Here is a 14,919-nt window from a genome sequence, read left to right on the forward strand (position 1 = left end):
CGTCGTCGAGGTCGGTCATGGCCCCCATCATGCCTGCTTACCGTCGGAGGGGTCGGCACCTCCCTCCTGCGGGTGGCGTCCACGAGCAGCCAAGTCGGGTTACCCCCGCGCCCCTAGGATGGCCCGCGTGAGCGAACGCCCCCTCCTCGAGTCCGAGGCGACCCGACCGGCGGTGACCTATGGGCCCGTCGTGGACGAGATCTCCTCGCCCGAGGACTGGTTCCCGCCCCCGGTCACGCGTTCGCTGACGGCGGTCGAGCGGCTGCAGGACGGCCCGCCGCGGGCCACCTGGCAGGGATGGGTCGTCACCTTCGCGATCGCGGCGCTGGCCTTCCTGATCCGGCTGCCGTACCTGGCTCGTCCCAAGAACCTGGTGTTCGACGAGACGTACTATCCCAAGGACGCGTGGGCCCTGCTGCGCTACGGCTACGAGGCCAACTACGTCGACGGCGCCAACGACCTGATCCGCGACGGGAAGCTGGGCAACCTGTTCAAGAACGGCGAGGCCGCCTACGTCGTGCACCCGCCCCTGGGCAAGTGGCTGATCGCCGCAGGCGAATGGCTGTTCGGCATGAACTCGTTCGGCTGGCGCATCCCCTCGCTGGTCTTCGGAACCGTGATGATCGTGCTGGTCATCCGGCTGGGACGACGGCTGTCACGCAGCATGTTCATCGGTGCCCTCGCCGGTTTCCTGCTGACGGTCGACGGTCTGCAGTTCGTGATGAGCCGCACCGGGCTGCTCGACATCTTCCAGGCCACCTTCCTGGTCGCCGCGGTGCTGTGCGTCGTGAAGGACCGCGACTGGTTCCGACACCGGTTGGCGGCCCATCTGGTCGCGCGCGACCTGGCCGACCTGGACGGGTCGTTCGGCCCGAGGTTCTGGATCCGGCCGTGGCGGATCGCTGCCGGGGTGATGTTCGGCTGCGCCATCGCGGTGAAGTGGAACTCGATGTTCGTGCTGGCCACCATGGGCGTGATGAGCGTGCTCTGGGACGTGTCGGCGCGCGCCCTCGCCGGCGCGAGACGGCGGGCATGGTTCGCCTTGATCGCTGATGGCCTGCCCGCGTTCGTGTCGATGGTCGTGCTGGCGGCCGCCGTCTACCTGAGCACGTGGGTGCGCTGGTTGCAGACCCAGGGCGGCTACTTCCGTCAGTGGGGAGCCGACAACCCCGACGCGCGCACTGTGAAGTGGTTCGGCGCACCGTTGGCCTCCCTGTTGCACTACCACCACGAGATCTACAACTTCCACACCGGCGACTACATGGCCCACCAGACCCACACCTACGAGGCCAACCCGGCCGGTTGGCTGGTGGTGCAGCGGACGATCGGCATCGACGCCGTCAACGACATCAAGCCCGGGGTGGACGGGTGCACGGCCACGGGGTCTGACACCTGCCTGCGGGTGATCAGCGGTATGGGCACCCCCTTGCTGTGGTGGTTGGGGGCGATCGCCATCGTCGCAGGGCTGTACTTCTGGTTCGCCAAGCGGGACTGGCGTTTCAGCGTTCCGCTCGTGGCGCTGCTGTCGACGTGGCTGCCGTGGTTCAAGTACGCCGATCGTCCGCTGTTCTACTTCTACGCGATCTGCATCGTTCCATTCACCGTCATCATCCTCGCGATGTGCTTGGGCAAGGTGATCGGACCCGTCGGTTCCCCCCAGCGACGGTCCAGGTCGCTGCTGGTGGGGGCGATCGTTGCGCTGATCGTGGCCAACTTCGCGTTCATCTACCCGATCCTGACCGACCAGCTGATGACCCGCCGGCAGTGGCTGTGGCGGATGTGGTTCAACTCTTGGATCTAGGGGTCCTTGGTTGGGGGGTGGCGGGTGCCCACGTTACGCGCGGTCGAGCTGCCCTCAGTGGGCGCAGTTGCCCGCGTTCCGGACCAGCTGCCCTCCTCCAGCGCAGTTGCCCCCGGTCAGGGGTAGGGCAAGTGGGCCGAACGGGGGCAGGTCGGACGCAACGAGGGCAAGTGCGCCACAACGAGGGCAGTAGGCACGGGGCGGGGGCAGGATCGCGCCCACCCACCCGGGTCGGATGCCACGGCGACGACCGGCACCCCTACGATGCTGGCAGGCGGCCGCTGGGTCGTCCGCGAAAGGGAGCCATGATCTGGAAGCTGCACGGCAACGGACATCTCGAGCCGGGCGCCGTCGTCGCCCCCGACGAGAGACTCAGTTGGGGCAAGACCGTCGGGCTCGGCGCCCAGCACGTCGTCGCCATGTTCGGGGCCACCTTCGTCTTCCCCCTGCTGATGGGGCTCAATCCGCAGCTCGCCGTCATGATGTCGGGCATCGCGACCCTGCTGTTCATCGTCCTGACCAGGAATCGCGTTCCGAGCTACCTCGGCTCGTCCGCATCGTTCACCGGTGTCGCGGCTGCGATCTACGCCCAGGGCGGCAACCCCGCGTCCGTCACCGGGGCGCTGCTGATCACGTCGGTGGCATTGCTGGTGATCGGGATCATCATCCATCTGGTCGGCGCCCGGCTCGTGCACGCCGTGCTGCCCCCGGCCGTGACCGGGGCCGTCGTCATGCTGATCGGCTTCAATCTCGCCCCGGTCGTGGCCGGGGTCTACTGGCCCAAGGACCAGCTCACGGCCGCCATCGTGATGGTCGTCGTGATCGTGCTGTCGGTGGGGTTGCGCGGCTACCTCGGACGAATCGCCATCTTCCTGTCGCTGGTCTTCGGCTATGCCCTCAGCGCCGTCCTGGACCGCGTGCTGGGACCGATCACCACCACCGCCGCGGACGGGTCCTCGTCCTCGGCGTATCGGATCGCATGGCACGGGGTGCGGTCTGCCGACTGGGTCGGGCTGCCCCCGATCACCGACCTCGCCCACTGGAAGTTCGGTGCGACCACGAACGTCGTCGGCTTCCACACCCCCCAGTTCAGCTTCGCCTTCGCGCTCGTCGCACTTCCGGTCGTGATCGCGCTGATCGCGGAGAACACCGGCCACGTGAAGGCCGTCGCCGAGATGACCGGCAAGAACCTTGACGGCGACATGGGACGAGCCGTCGCCGCCGACGGTCTCGCCTCGACCCTGGCCTCGGCGGTGGGCGCCGGTCCCACCACCACCTACGCCGAGAACATCGGCGTGATGGCCTCCACCCGTGTCTACTCGACTGCCGCCTATGTCGTCGCCGCCGTCGTTGCGATCCTGTTCGGCTTCTCGCCCAAGTTCGGGGCGCTCGTCTCGGCGACTCCCCCGGGCGTGCTCGGCGGCATCACGGTGGTGCTCTACGGCATGATCGGCCTGCTCGGCGCGAAGATCTGGAAGGAGAACCGCGTCGACTTCGGCAACCCCGTCAATCTGGTTCCGTTGGCCGCGGGCATCATCATCGGGATCGGCAACGTGACCCTGACCTTCAGCCCCACCTTCTCGCTGGGTGGCATCGCCCTGGGCACCTTGGTCACCGTCATCGGCTACCACGTGGCACGCCTGTTGGCGCCGGCCACTCCCCCGGACGACGCTGGGGCCAATCTGGTCTTCGATGCCCCGGGCATCTACACCGAGGACGACGAACCCGCTGTCCGGGATCCGCGCGAGGAGACGCCACAGGTCGGACGCCGCGTCCGCTGACCCCTCGCCGTCAGGGGCGACGCGCCGTCGCCCGAGCTGACCTGGAGGTCACCCGATCAACAACACCATCACGATGATGAACACCACCACCGTGGCTGCCAGGAGCGCCCATGCCACGGGGGTGAGCGAGCGGAACCAGTCGGCCACCGACTCTCCGGCCGGCGCCGTCATCATCGGGGTAGCCGGCAGGTTCGCAGCCGGGAACTGAGTCGTCGGCGCCTGCGTTGTCGTGGGGAACTGTGTCGTCGGGGGTCCGGACTGGAACTGGTTCGCGGAGAGTGGCGCCTGCGCGAACTGGCCTGTCTGGAGCGGGCCGGGGGCAATCGGGCCCTGCCCGAACTGCCCGAACTGGCCGGTAGCGAATTGGCCCGTCGCGGACTGGCTCGGCCCGAACTGTCCTGTCACTGGCCCGCTGGCGCCCATTTCGGACCGGGGCTGAGGTGCCGACTGCGGGCCAGTCTGGTAACCAGGCCCTGCCGCGAACTGCCCCGCCCCGAACTGCCCCGCCCCGAACTGGCCCGTCCCGAACTGCCCGGGTGCGGACTGGCCCGACATCGGGTGTGCGGGTGCGGGCCGGCTCGCCCGCTGGGAGTCCCGCATCTGCGTGGGGGTGAATCCCTCCGAGCGCACCTGGGTGGGTGCATGCGCGGGACGCGACGGCAGGGGTCCTTGATCGGTCCACCCCTCGGGCAGGGCGGGGATCAGGTCCGGCACCTCCACGCCTTGGCGCTGCGTGGGCAGGTCGATCTCGGCGAGGGCCGTACGCGCCTCGGTGGCGGTGGCGATGCGCGTGTCCTCGTCCGCCAGCAGTCGCGCGATGAATCGGCCCAAGGGCACCCGCTCAGCCGCCGTCGGGACGACGGGTTTGCCCGTCTGCGGGGGACGCTGACCCGTGAGCATCTCGAGCAGGACGACGCCCACCGAGTAGAGGTCCTGCTTCGGTTCGGGGTCCACGCCTACGGCTGCTTCGGGTGACATGTATCCGGGGGTGCCGATGACGTCAGTGACCCGGGTCATGCGCGGCTCGCCGACCGGTGCGGCAATACCGAAGTCGGTGAGCATCGCCTCGGGGGTTTGGTGGGCGCTGACGGGGTTGAGCAGCAGATTGGCCGGCTTCACGTCACGGTGAACCAGGCCTTGGGCATGCACCTTCTCGAGCGCGTCGAGCAGTTGGTCGGTGACAGCAGCGGCGAAACCCGGGGGAAGCGGACCGCGGCGCTTGAGCAGTCCCGACACTGACCCGCCGCGAACCAGGGGCATCGTGAACATCATCCGGTCATCCTCACCGACCCAGCCGAGGGGCGTGACCACGTGCGGATGGCTGATGCGCCACCCGGTCTCGCGCATGAACCTCAGCAGCGACGCGGAGTCGGACTGCTTGAGCACCTTGGCCGCCCGGAACGTGGACTCCCGCAGGTCCCACACGCGCCAGACCACACCGGAGCCACCGCTTGCGAGCGGATCGACCAGTTCATAGCGACCACCAAAGACTTCACCCATTCCGGTCAGCATGCCATCTCAGCGGGCCGCCGTGCCTTGTGGAGTGGTGGGAGGTCCCAGGGTCCCGTCGGTGTACTTCACGAAGCGGGTGTCAGCCACGTGCGAGGCGGATCCTCCCCCACGCGGCCGTCGATGGCTTCGCGCAGCAAGTCGGCGTGACCCGTGTGCCTGGAGTACTCCTCGATGACGTCGTGCATCAGCCGCCGGAAGCTGACGTGCTCGTCCCCCCACGCCAGATGGGCGGGACGATCGAAGCCGCCCTCGTCGATGACCCGCTGGAGCCGGACACGGGACCGTCCCACCCCCTGCGACCAGGCCTCATAGACCTCGGATCCCGTCTGGCCTGGGTCGAGGGTGAACATCCACAGGTCATCGTCGTCGTCCTCGTGACCCGCGTTGAACCGGACGAAGTTCTCGGGACGCTCACCGTGGAACTTCCACCCGAACATCTCGTCCTCGACGCAGGCCAGGTGCTTGAGCAGGCCGGCCAGTGACAGGTTGGACGCGCCGACGGTGCGCGTGAGCTGCTCGTCGGGGAGGTTCCAGGCCTTCCACGAGAAGGTCGCACGAATGCGCTCGAGGGAACCCACCAGGTGCTGCACGTCGGTGCCGGCCAACGGTGGCTCCCAGACGGGATCGGGATTGGACGGGCCGCCATTCTGCTCGCTGGTCATCACTGCTCCTGTGCGGTGTTACTGCTGCGGTGCGGGCCACTCGAGTCGGAAGCCCGGGGTGTTGGGTTCACGTTAGGTCGCGGTTCCGACAATTTCTGCTGAAGCGATTCACGCGTCACCCGACCCGCGGCACGCCCTCACCCCTGCCCCGGCCTTCGCCCTCGTCGACGAAACTGTCGCAGGTCGGTGCCAGCATGGCGAGTGTGAATCACGAAGAGGTGGGGGCGGACGTGGTGGTCGGCGAGGATGGCCTCGCTCGGCCGACGTGGGCCGCGAACGACGAACTGATGCAGCAGTACTACGACACCGAGTGGGGCATGCCGGTGCGCGACGAGCGGGGCGTGTTCGAGCGGTTGAGCCTCGAGGCCTTCCAGTCCGGGCTGAGTTGGGCGACCATCCTGCGCAAGCGCGAGAACTTCAGGCGCGCCTTCGCCAACTTCGAGGCAGACGCCGTCGCGGCCTTCGACGAACGCGACGTGGAACGGCTGATGGCCGATGTTGGCATCGTCCGCAACCTTCGCAAGGTCGAGGCAACCATCGCGAACGCCCGTGCCACCGTGGCGCTGAGGGAGGACGGCGGGCTGGGCACCTTCGTGTGGAGCTTCCAGCCGGAGCACACCCCCCGACCGACCTCGTACGCCGAGGTGCCGAGCCAGTCACCGGAGTCGGTGGCTTTGTCACGAGCACTGAAGAAGCGCGGTTTTCGGCACGTAGGGCCGACGACCATGTTTGCCTTGATGGAGGCGATCGGAATTGTGGACACCCACTTGTTGGGCTCCCACCGGCGGGGGTCCAGCGGCATCTGGCACTGACGACACCAGGAGGAACCATGGCCAAGGCCATCCAGCTCACGTTTGACGCCCGCGACGCGGAGGCCCTCGGCCTGTTCTGGGTCGAGGTGCTGGGCTACGCCGTCGACCCACCGCCCGGAGGGGAGATCGGTTCGGTCGACGAGACCCTGGCCGCGTGGGAGACCTTCCTGGACGACCGTGGTGTGCCCGAGGACCAGCGGACCGGACGGTTCGCCATCATCGACCCCGAGAGGAAGGGCCCCCGGCTGTTCTTCCAGGCGGTCCCAGAACCCAAGACGGCGAAGAACCGACTGCACATCGACGTCCGTTCCGCCGAAGGACAGCAAGGGGACGAGCGGATGGCGACCCTGGAGCACGAGGCGGAGCGACTGGTGGCGCTCGGCGCCACCCGGCGAGAGCGTTTCGAGCCCGGTCCGCTGGAGTTCGGCTTCATCGTGATGGCCGACCCCGAGGGCAACGAGTTCTGCCTCGACTGACCAGGCCGCCGACTTTGGGGTCGGGCCGCGCCCGGTGCTACGCTGTCGGGTGCCGATTGAGGTCGGCATGGGGCTATGGCGCAGTTGGTAGCGCGTCTCGTTCGCAATGAGAAGGCCAGGGGTTCGAATCCCCTTAGCTCCACCGCACGAAGGACATCCCGCAGCGGAATGTCCTTCTTCATTTCCCACCGCGCCGCACCGTCCTTCGGGAAGGTTTCGACTCCTCTCAGCGCTCACGTCCCTCAACGCATGTGTACTGGAATCAGGCATGAGATCCGCGGCGACCGGGCCGTCCCCCTGCTTGTGAGAAGGCATTCCGATGTCCACGCGGGCACGTCGCACCAGGCGGGCGACACTCGCCGTGTGGGCCCTGCTGGGCCTGCTCATCCCCATGGTGATGGGGGCTCCGTCGACCGCTGCAGCCGCTTCCTACGCGTGCACCTCGTCCACTCCAGTGTCGGCTCGTCCGACACTCAGGTACGGAGACACGGGTTCGTGCGTCACGGTGCTGCAGAAGCTGCTGCTGGCGAAGGGCTACAACATTGGCGCCACGTACGCCACCGGCTACTTCGGATCGGGCACCGACAACGCTGTCCGCAGGTACCAGGCCTCGTATCGCTCCTTGCCGATCAACGGCGTGGTGGGCACCTCAACGTGGTCGTCGATGGTGCTGAACAACTATGCGCGCTATCCGGTCACATCCGGACCCAACACCACCTCGCGTGTGGTGCTGAGCTTCGATGACTGCCCCAACAGCCTCACCCAGTTCAGGGCGGCCGTGCTCGGCGCGAAGAATCTCGGCATCGCTCTCGTGCTGTTCCCGACCGGCAACTGCTTGGCAACCGGACGATTCGACGTGGCCTACGCCCGTGCGAACGGCCACTACGTGTTCAACCACACCATCAGCCACCCCGACCTGACGACGCTCAGTTACAGCGGCGCCTACAACCAGTTGGGTTCACCCGGCGTGGTGACCAACTACGGACGACCGCCGTACGGCGCCTACAACACGATCACGGTCCGCAATGCCTACGCCCGACGCGTCATGCGCATCTGGACCTGGAACGTCGACACCAATGACTGGCGCGGCAAGACCCAGTCGCAGGTGGTCTGGTACGTCGTCACCTACGCCCGGGCCAACAACACGGTCTTGATGCACATGGGCTGGAATGGCTTCAACGCGAGCGCGATCTCGCAGATGAAGTCCGGACTGGCCAAGCGCGGTCTCTACGTCTGCCGCAACTTAGGCGCGACCACGCAGTACCCAGCCTTCCGGTGCTGATTCACGGGTGAACCGTCATGCGCTGAGCCCGAGCTTCCGGACCCAGCGGTCAGGCCTCCATCAGGAGTGGAGTTCGTCCTGCCACGTCTCGGGAACCCGGTCGCGGGGCGCCGGGGGTTCCTGGTCGACAGGTCGGGCATCCGGCGGCGGCAGTGTCACCCCGCGCACGGCTTGATCACTCGTGTAGTCCCACCACCAGTTCTCACCGGGTTCGAAACTGGTGATGTAGCGGTGGCCCGTCTGTCGGAAATGGGCAGTCGCGTGCTGCGAGGGTGACGAGTCGCAGCAGCCGATGTGGCCGCAGGCAGCGCAGCGCCTGAGGTGGAACCACCAGCCGCCGGTCGCAAGACATTCGGCGCAGCCGGTCCCGCTGGGCTTCGCGGCGGTGTCGACGTGGTTGAGGTCCAGCTCGTTCTGGTTCGCCATGGGCTCACAGTAACCCCGAGTGGCGGTCGCCACCGATACTTCACTGGACCCTTGGAAAATACCCTAGGGGGGTATATGGTCACTGCATGAGCACGCCTCACCAGCACCCTCACCACCACGCCACCGGGCACGATCCCGAGACGGAGCCAACTCCCCACGACGGCCGCCCTTCCGGGGCGCATCCTGACCCGGCCGTCGTCCTTGACCCTTCCCGACCAGCCGAACACGGGCAACGCCAAGCCCACGCCGGCCACGACCCCCACCCCGGCCATGGCACCCACGACGCCCACGCCGGCCACGACCCCCACGCCGGACATGGTTCCCACGCCGGCCACGGGGACCACGTCGGCCAGTTCCGCCAACTGTTCTGGATCAACCTGGTGATCGCGGTACCGGTGGTGCTGCTCTCCCCCATGTTCGCAATGTTGTTGGGCTATCAGCCGCCCGGGTGGGCGCGCGTCATTCCTCCGCTCCTCGGCACCTTGATGTACGTCTGGGGCGGCAAGCCCTTCCTCACCGGCGCAGTCGCCGAGCTCCGCGCGCGCAGGCCCGGCATGATGCTGCTGATCGCCTTGGCGATCACGGTCGCCTTCATCGCCTCATGGGGCGCGACCCTCACTCTGCTCGACCACCAGTTGGAGTTCTGGTGGGAGCTGGCGCTGCTGATCGTCATCATGCTGCTGGGTCACTGGATCGAGATGCGCTCGCTCGCGCAGACCACCTCTGCCCTCGACTCCCTCGCTGCGCTCCTGCCCGACGAGGCCGAACGCATCGATGGCGAGCAGGTGGAGAAGGTCTCCCCCGCCGATCTGCAGGTGGGAGACCTCGTGCTCGTCCGGCCGGGCGCGAGCGTGCCGGCCGACGGCGTGATCGTCGAGGGCACCGCCGCGATGGACGAGTCAATGGTGACCGGCGAGTCGCGACCGGTGACCCGAGGTGCCGACGACCACGTGACCGCGGGCACCGTCGCCACCGACTCCAGCCTGCGCGTCCGTGTCACCGCCACCGGCGACGACACGGCCCTGGCCGGCATCCAGCGCCTGGTGACCGAGGCACAGAACTCCACCTCGCGGGCCCAGCGCATCGCTGACCGCGCCGCAGCGCTCCTGTTCTGGTTCGCTCTCGGCACCGCCGTGATCACAGGACTCGTGTGGTCCCTGCTGGGCATGCCCGACAGCGCCGTCGTCCGCGCCATCACCGTGCTGGTCATTGCCTGCCCCCACGCCCTCGGCCTGGCCATCCCACTCGTGGTGTCCATCGCCACCGAGCGAGCAGCCCGCGGTGGGGTCCTGATCAAGGACCGCCTCGCTCTCGAGAGCATGCGCACCGTGGACACGGTGCTGTTCGACAAGACCGGCACCCTGACCCGCGGGGAACCCACGGTGACGGCAGTGGTGCCCTCCGGCGGCATCGATGCCGACGAACTGCTGGCACTGGCCGGCGCCGCCGAGTCCGACAGCGAGCACCCCCTGGCCCGGGCCATCGTCCGGGCTGCGAACGAGGCCGGCCTGCACCTGCCCCCTGCCTCCGGCTTCTCGTCATCGCCCGCAGTGGGCGTCACCGCCACCGTCGCCGACACCGTCGTGCGCGTGGGCGGTCCGGCCATGCTCGACGAGGAGGACCTGTCCGAGATCTCGCAGGCGGACGACTGGCGACGCGAGGGTGCCATCATCCTGCACGTCGTGCGCGACGGGGGGGTCGTGGGCGGCATCCGTTTGGCGGACGAGGTGCGCGAGGAGTCGCGGGAGGCGATCGACGCGCTTCACCGACGGGGAGTCCAGGTGGTCATGATCACCGGCGACGCCGAGGCAGTCGCGCACGCCGTGGGCCGCGAACTCGGCATCGACCGGGTGTTCGCCGGGGTGCGCCCCGAGCACAAGGCGGCCAAGGTGCAGGAACTGCAGCACGAAGGACGAAGGGTGGCCATGGTGGGTGACGGCGTGAACGACGCGCCGGCCCTGGCACAGGCCGATGTCGGCATCGCGATCGGCGCGGGCACCGACGTCGCGATCGCCTCGGCCGGGGTGATCCTGGCCAGTTCCGATCCTCGTTCGGTGCTGTCGGTGATCGAGCTGTCGCGCGCGGCCTACCGCAAGATGAAGCAGAACCTGTGGTGGGCGGCCGGGTACAACCTGATCTCGGTTCCGCTGGCAGCGGGGGTTCTGGCGCCCATCGGGTTCGTGATGCCCATGTCGGTCGGGGCCATCCTGATGTCGCTGTCGACCGTGGTGGTGGCGCTCAACGCCCAACTGCTCCGCCGGCTCGACCTGGCTCCCGAGAGCAGCGCCCAGCGGGCGCTCGCGGGCTGATCCCGGCGAAGCGCAGTAGGTGGCTCGCAGATGCGGTCAGTAGGTGGCTCGCCCACCGGTGACGTCATAGGTGGCGCCGGTCGAGAAGGACACCTTGTCCGAGGCCAACCACGCCACCAGCTCGGCCACCTCCGAGGCCTCACCGACCCGCTTCATGGGGATCAGGCTGGCCAGCCGGGCCAGCACGTCGGGTTCGGTGTCAGCATTCATGGGGGTCGCGATGAGGGCCGGGACGACGGCGTTGACGAGCACCCCGCTCGTGGCCAACTCCTTGCCGAGCGACTTGGTGAGCGCGATCACCGCAGCCTTGGACGCCGAATAGGCAGCCATGGTGGGGTTGCCCTCCTTGCCCGCGATGCTGGCGAAGTTGACGATGCGCCCCCACCCCCGTTCCCTCATCTGGGGCACGACGGCCCGACACAGATGGAAGGTGCCGTGCACGTTCACGTCGAAGGTGTGGCGCCAGGCCGCGACCCCCAGTTCCCAGAGCGGAGCCTGCGGTCCGACGACTCCCGCGGAGTTGATCAACACGTCGATGGGCCCGGCCTGTGTGACCGCCCTTTCGACAGCCTCCACGTCGGTCACGTCGACCACGAAGTCACCCCCGGGCTCGACGTCGAGCACGAGCACCTCCAGCCCGTCGGCGCGCAACCGCTCGACGCTCGCCAGACCGAGGCCACTCAGGCCGCCGGTGACCAGTGCTGTTCTGGGCATGTCGTTCTCCTTCAGGCTTCCAGCGCCGGGGTGCGGTACAGCACCCTGCCGCCCACAGTGATGTCGACGTCGACGAGGTAGGGGCGCAGTGCCTCGACATCGACCTCGAGGCCCAGCCCGGGCGCCTCGGGCGCCCTCACCAGTCCGTCCGACCCGGGGACGAGGTGGGTGCGGGTGCAGTCGGTGGCCAAGGCCTTGGGTTCGGCGGGGTACTCACACAGATCGTGATCCCCGAGGTCGACGTACGGCTGGATCGATGCGGACAGGGCCAGGTGCGAGGTGAAGGTGTGGTTGACGTACCGCACCCCCCTCGAGGCGGCGTGTAGGGCGACCTCGCGAGCGTCCTGGATGCCACCGATGCGGCCGGTGTCGACCTGGATGAAGCCCACGGCACCGTGGTCGATCAACAACCGCGCCTGAGGAGGCTGGTGGGCGCCCTCACCCCCAGCGAGCCGCACAGTCGTGGCCCGGGTGGCGAGGCGTCCGTACGAGTCCAGCGCCCCGGTGACGAACGGTTCCTCGAGCCAGGTGACCGCAGCAGCCTCGAGGGCGGGCAGCCGGGCCGCGGCTGCTTCGACATCGGCCCCGAAGACCGTCCCGGCATCGATCAGCAGATCGGCGTCGGTCCCCAGACCCTCGCGGGCGGCGACGACGAGATCGGCATCGGCCTGCACCGAGCCACGACCGAACGGGCCCCAGCCGAACTTGGCGGCCGTCCAGCCCTGCCCGGCCAGGTCACGGGCCTTGGCGAAGGTCTCCTCGGGGGTGTCGCCGAACAGGACGGAGGCGTACGGACGTTTGGGGTGGTTGTTCCTGGCACCCAGCAGACGGTGCACCGGCTCCTCGAAACGGCGTCCCAGCAGGTCCCACAGGGCGATCTCGATCCCTGACCAGGTGTGGTCGGCCTGCAGCAGGTCGAGGCTGTTGGCACGCACCGAGACACCAATGGCGGCGATGTCGGACGGCTCGTCGAGCCTCGCGCCGACCACGGAGTCGATCACGGGATGGCAAGCGGAGTGTGACAGCGGGCAGATGAGCGCCGCGATCGTCGGCAGGGGCGCCGCCTCACACTCCCCCCACCCGGTGTGTCCGCCGGCCCGCACCCGCACGAGGCACATGTCCTGGCTGCCGTCGCCGATGTCGAGCACCTCAGGCATCGAGAGGTAGAAGAGGTCGACGGCCTCGATGGTCGTGGTCATGGATGGTCCTTCGGAGGGGTGGTGGGCATCTCGTCCTCGTGGACGCCCAGGCGCATGGTCAGCTTCCAGGTCTCACCGGGGTGGAGCACGCGGTGCGTGCCCGCCTCGACGCCCGCCGAGACCGACAGCGGCCAGCCGGTGCACGGTTCGAGCACGACGGTCCTGATCCCACGCCATCCCCCGTGGCTCGCGAACAACCAGACCGAGTCGACCTGGTCGGAGCACCATTGGAGGCGCAGTCCTCCACCGCCGCGATGGCGCAGGCCACACCAGGTCTCAGGAAGCTGGGTGACGTACTGGAACTCCACGGCCGGGCCGGCCGCCGGCACGCTGCTCAGGTCGTGCCCCTCCAGGTTGGGCCAGTCGTAGACGACACCCGGCACACCGGCCCGCGGACTCCCCCAGTCGGCGAGTTCTGCTCGGCCACCGGGCAACTCGATGTGGTCACCCTCTGCCACGGCCAGCGCCAGGTGCTGCTTCCACAGGGCCGGCAGGTCGCGCGGTCCGACATTGGTGACCTCCTCCTCGACCTCGAGACGGTCGGAGCCCGACCTGAGCCGAATGAGCTTGCGGAATCGGCACTGGCTGATGGGGGTCTCCAGGGTGAGCTCAACCGAGGCATCGCCGTGCTCGTCCAGCTGCGTCCGCCATGCCCAGGAGGCGGTCCACAGCTCGCCGTGGTCGGGGAAGTCCTCACCGGCGAGGGTCTCGGGGAGGTCATTGGGGAACAACTCGTCCCAGCCTCCCGAGAAGGTGTCATCGAACCGGCTCCCGATCGGCAGTCTGCCAGGCGCGATTCTGGGGTTGTTCCACAACAGTCGCCGGCCCGTCCGCAGGCACTGCACCTGCCACACCCGTCCTCCGGCCGTGGGCAGCACCAGCACCCGCAGCCGTCCGTTGTCGAGTTCAATGGCCTCCAGCCCGTGGACCGACAGGTGTTCGTCGATGATGGTCATCGCGGCTCGGCGAGGCAGCGTGACTCGACCACTTCCCGTGTCACTGTCATGACGACAGAATGCAGGTAGTTGGAACAACCTTCAAGGAGTTGGGATGAATCGAAGCGTGGTGGTCACCGGCGCCGCCCAGGGCATAGGACGCGGGATCGCCGCAGTCCTGGTCGAGCAGGGGTGGTCCGTCGTCGGCCTCGACGTCGAGGGCGACGCCCTGTCAACCACCGCCTCGGACCTGGGCATCACCGGCGTGGTGGGCGACGTCAGGTCACGGGTCGACCTGACACGGGCTGCGACTCGCGCGCTCGAACTGGCGCCGCTGCGCGGGTGGGTCAACAACGCCGGGGTCGAGCAGCCCACCTCGGCGCGCAGTCTGGACGAGGCCGCACTGGAACGCATCGTTGCCGTGAACCTGGGCGGCACGCTACGCGGCTGCGCCGTGGCCGTGGAGCAGTTCTTGGCCCACGATGTGGCGCCGGGCGGGGAGCGGGGGTCGATCGTGAACATCTCGAGCATCCACGCAGGCGCCGGGTTTCCCGATTCCTTCGTCTACGCCGCGACCAAGGGAGGCATCGATGCCCTCACCCGCCAACTCGCCGTGGACGAGGGAGCCCACGGCATCCGCACCAACGCCGTCCGGCCCGGTGCTGTCATGACCCCGTTGACCCGGACCTTCCTGGACGCCTCGGACGACCCGGAGGCGCTGCTCGCCGAATACGCAGCCCTCCACCCACAAGGACGCCTGGTCGATCCGCGGGAGGTCGGAACCGTGGTCGCCTTCCTGCTCGGGCCCGACAGCGCCATGGTCAACGGCCAGAGCCTCGGAGTCGACGGAGGAGCATCCGCCCGGGTGTTCGCCTACCCCCCGCACGACTGAACGGTCGGCACCGGATCAGGATGTGGCCCAAACCGTTGACCACCGCATCGAGCCCGTGCCATAGTGCCGGTATTCCGCATCCCAGCACTTAGTTCCATCAATCGGAATGAGACGAGGC

At 68.2% G+C, this 14,919-nt stretch carries 13 protein-coding genes and 1 tRNA gene; 8 read left to right on the forward strand and 6 right to left on the reverse strand.

The window, feature by feature from the left end; translation table 11 throughout:
- Window positions 1-244: 244 nt before the first annotated feature.
- Both QQZ11_RS02300 and QQZ11_RS02305 read left to right on the forward strand, forming a co-directional pair.
- Window positions 245-1,801 (forward strand): dolichyl-phosphate-mannose--protein mannosyltransferase, encoded by a 1,557-nt coding sequence (locus tag QQZ11_RS02300; RefSeq protein ID WP_284550134.1) that lies wholly within the window; start codon window positions 245-247, stop codon window positions 1,799-1,801.
- A gap of 305 nt (window positions 1,802-2,106) precedes the next feature.
- Window positions 2,107-3,582, forward strand: coding sequence for a uracil-xanthine permease family protein (locus QQZ11_RS02305; protein WP_284548463.1), 1,476 nt, complete (start codon window positions 2,107-2,109; stop codon window positions 3,580-3,582).
- A gap of 48 nt (window positions 3,583-3,630) precedes the next feature.
- On the opposite strand, the gene QQZ11_RS02310 is transcribed toward QQZ11_RS02305, so the two are convergent.
- The gene (locus QQZ11_RS02310; protein ID WP_284548465.1) at window positions 3,631-5,082 is read right to left on the reverse strand and encodes a serine/threonine-protein kinase; all 1,452 of its coding nucleotides are present in this window, start codon (window positions 5,080-5,082) and stop codon (window positions 3,631-3,633) included.
- A 77-nt stretch (window positions 5,083-5,159) separates the two neighbouring features.
- The gene (locus QQZ11_RS02315) at window positions 5,160-5,756 is read right to left on the reverse strand and encodes a mycothiol transferase (RefSeq protein WP_284548466.1); all 597 of its coding nucleotides are present in this window, start codon (window positions 5,754-5,756) and stop codon (window positions 5,160-5,162) included.
- Window positions 5,757-5,959: 203 nt separating this feature from the next.
- Here QQZ11_RS02315 and QQZ11_RS02320 point away from each other — a divergent pair, with 203 nt between their 5' ends.
- The 4 genes from QQZ11_RS02320 (at window position 5,960) to QQZ11_RS02335 (ending at window position 8,326) form a co-directional block, all read left to right on the forward strand.
- A complete protein-coding gene (locus tag QQZ11_RS02320) occupies window positions 5,960-6,568 on the forward strand; it encodes a DNA-3-methyladenine glycosylase I (protein ID WP_284548468.1) in 609 nt (202 codons plus the stop codon).
- 17 nt (window positions 6,569-6,585) lie between these two features.
- The gene (locus tag QQZ11_RS02325; protein WP_022909486.1) at window positions 6,586-7,044 is read left to right on the forward strand and encodes a VOC family protein; all 459 of its coding nucleotides are present in this window, start codon (window positions 6,586-6,588) and stop codon (window positions 7,042-7,044) included.
- A gap of 69 nt (window positions 7,045-7,113) precedes the next feature.
- A tRNA-Ala gene (locus QQZ11_RS02330) sits at window positions 7,114-7,186 on the forward strand.
- A 177-nt stretch (window positions 7,187-7,363) separates the two neighbouring features.
- Window positions 7,364-8,326, forward strand: a complete 963-nt coding sequence (locus QQZ11_RS02335) for a peptidoglycan-binding protein (protein WP_284548469.1) — start codon at window positions 7,364-7,366, stop codon at window positions 8,324-8,326.
- A gap of 60 nt (window positions 8,327-8,386) precedes the next feature.
- On the opposite strand, the gene QQZ11_RS02340 is transcribed toward QQZ11_RS02335, so the two are convergent.
- Window positions 8,387-8,752: a UBP-type zinc finger domain-containing protein gene (locus tag QQZ11_RS02340; protein ID WP_284548470.1), complete on the reverse strand. Its 366-nt coding sequence runs from the start codon at window positions 8,750-8,752 to the stop codon at window positions 8,387-8,389.
- 86 nt (window positions 8,753-8,838) lie between these two features.
- Here QQZ11_RS02340 and QQZ11_RS02345 point away from each other — a divergent pair, with 86 nt between their 5' ends.
- Window positions 8,839-11,061, forward strand: a complete 2,223-nt coding sequence (locus QQZ11_RS02345; protein WP_284548472.1) for a heavy metal translocating P-type ATPase — start codon at window positions 8,839-8,841, stop codon at window positions 11,059-11,061.
- Between the two features lie 36 nt (window positions 11,062-11,097).
- Here the strand turns inward: QQZ11_RS02345 and QQZ11_RS02350 are convergent, their stop codons facing one another.
- Genes QQZ11_RS02350 through QQZ11_RS02360 form a run of 3 tightly spaced genes read right to left on the reverse strand, consistent with a single transcriptional unit; the run spans window position 11,098 to window position 13,930 of the window.
- Window positions 11,098-11,775 (reverse strand): SDR family NAD(P)-dependent oxidoreductase, encoded by a 678-nt coding sequence (locus QQZ11_RS02350; protein ID WP_022909482.1) that lies wholly within the window; start codon window positions 11,773-11,775, stop codon window positions 11,098-11,100.
- An 11-nt stretch (window positions 11,776-11,786) separates the two neighbouring features.
- Complete coding sequence (locus tag QQZ11_RS02355; protein WP_284548473.1) at window positions 11,787-12,974, reverse strand: mandelate racemase/muconate lactonizing enzyme family protein; 1,188 nt, start codon at window positions 12,972-12,974, stop codon at window positions 11,787-11,789.
- Window positions 12,971-13,930: a hypothetical protein gene (locus tag QQZ11_RS02360; protein WP_284548474.1), complete on the reverse strand. Its 960-nt coding sequence runs from the start codon at window positions 13,928-13,930 to the stop codon at window positions 12,971-12,973. The genes QQZ11_RS02355 and QQZ11_RS02360 overlap by 4 nt, the downstream gene beginning before the upstream one ends.
- Before the next feature lie 94 nt (window positions 13,931-14,024).
- On the opposite strand from QQZ11_RS02360, the gene QQZ11_RS02365 reads away from it, so the two are divergent.
- Window positions 14,025-14,801 (forward strand): SDR family NAD(P)-dependent oxidoreductase, encoded by a 777-nt coding sequence (locus QQZ11_RS02365; RefSeq protein WP_284548476.1) that lies wholly within the window; start codon window positions 14,025-14,027, stop codon window positions 14,799-14,801.
- The last annotated feature ends 118 nt before the right edge of the window (window positions 14,802-14,919 follow it).

The sequence above is a fragment of the Aestuariimicrobium sp. T2.26MG-19.2B genome, assembly GCF_950101875.1.
GTDB lineage: Bacteria > Actinomycetota > Actinomycetes > Propionibacteriales > Propionibacteriaceae > Aestuariimicrobium > Aestuariimicrobium kwangyangense.

What these genes read in the sequence shown, in the direction of transcription:
- QQZ11_RS02305 (WP_284548463.1), top strand. Translation starts at nt 2,107, where the DNA reads ATGATCTGGAAGCTGCACGGCAACGGACATCTCGAGCCGGGCGCCGTC.
- QQZ11_RS02310 (WP_284548465.1), bottom strand. Translation starts at nt 5,082, where the DNA reads ATGGGTGAAGTCTTTGGTGGTCGCTATGAACTGGTCGATCCGCTCGCA.
- QQZ11_RS02315 (WP_284548466.1), bottom strand. Translation starts at nt 5,756, where the DNA reads ATGACCAGCGAGCAGAATGGCGGCCCGTCCAATCCCGATCCCGTCTGG.
- QQZ11_RS02325 (WP_022909486.1), top strand. Translation starts at nt 6,586, where the DNA reads ATGGCCAAGGCCATCCAGCTCACGTTTGACGCCCGCGACGCGGAGGCC.
- QQZ11_RS02335 (WP_284548469.1), top strand. Translation starts at nt 7,364, where the DNA reads ATGTCCACGCGGGCACGTCGCACCAGGCGGGCGACACTCGCCGTGTGG.
- QQZ11_RS02340 (WP_284548470.1), bottom strand. Translation starts at nt 8,752, where the DNA reads ATGGCGAACCAGAACGAGCTGGACCTCAACCACGTCGACACCGCCGCG.
- QQZ11_RS02345 (WP_284548472.1), top strand. Translation starts at nt 8,839, where the DNA reads ATGAGCACGCCTCACCAGCACCCTCACCACCACGCCACCGGGCACGAT.
- QQZ11_RS02350 (WP_022909482.1), bottom strand. Translation starts at nt 11,775, where the DNA reads ATGCCCAGAACAGCACTGGTCACCGGCGGCCTGAGTGGCCTCGGTCTG.
- QQZ11_RS02355 (WP_284548473.1), bottom strand. Translation starts at nt 12,974, where the DNA reads ATGACCACGACCATCGAGGCCGTCGACCTCTTCTACCTCTCGATGCCT.
- QQZ11_RS02360 (WP_284548474.1), bottom strand. Translation starts at nt 13,930, where the DNA reads ATGACCATCATCGACGAACACCTGTCGGTCCACGGGCTGGAGGCCATT.
- QQZ11_RS02365 (WP_284548476.1), top strand. Translation starts at nt 14,025, where the DNA reads ATGAATCGAAGCGTGGTGGTCACCGGCGCCGCCCAGGGCATAGGACGC.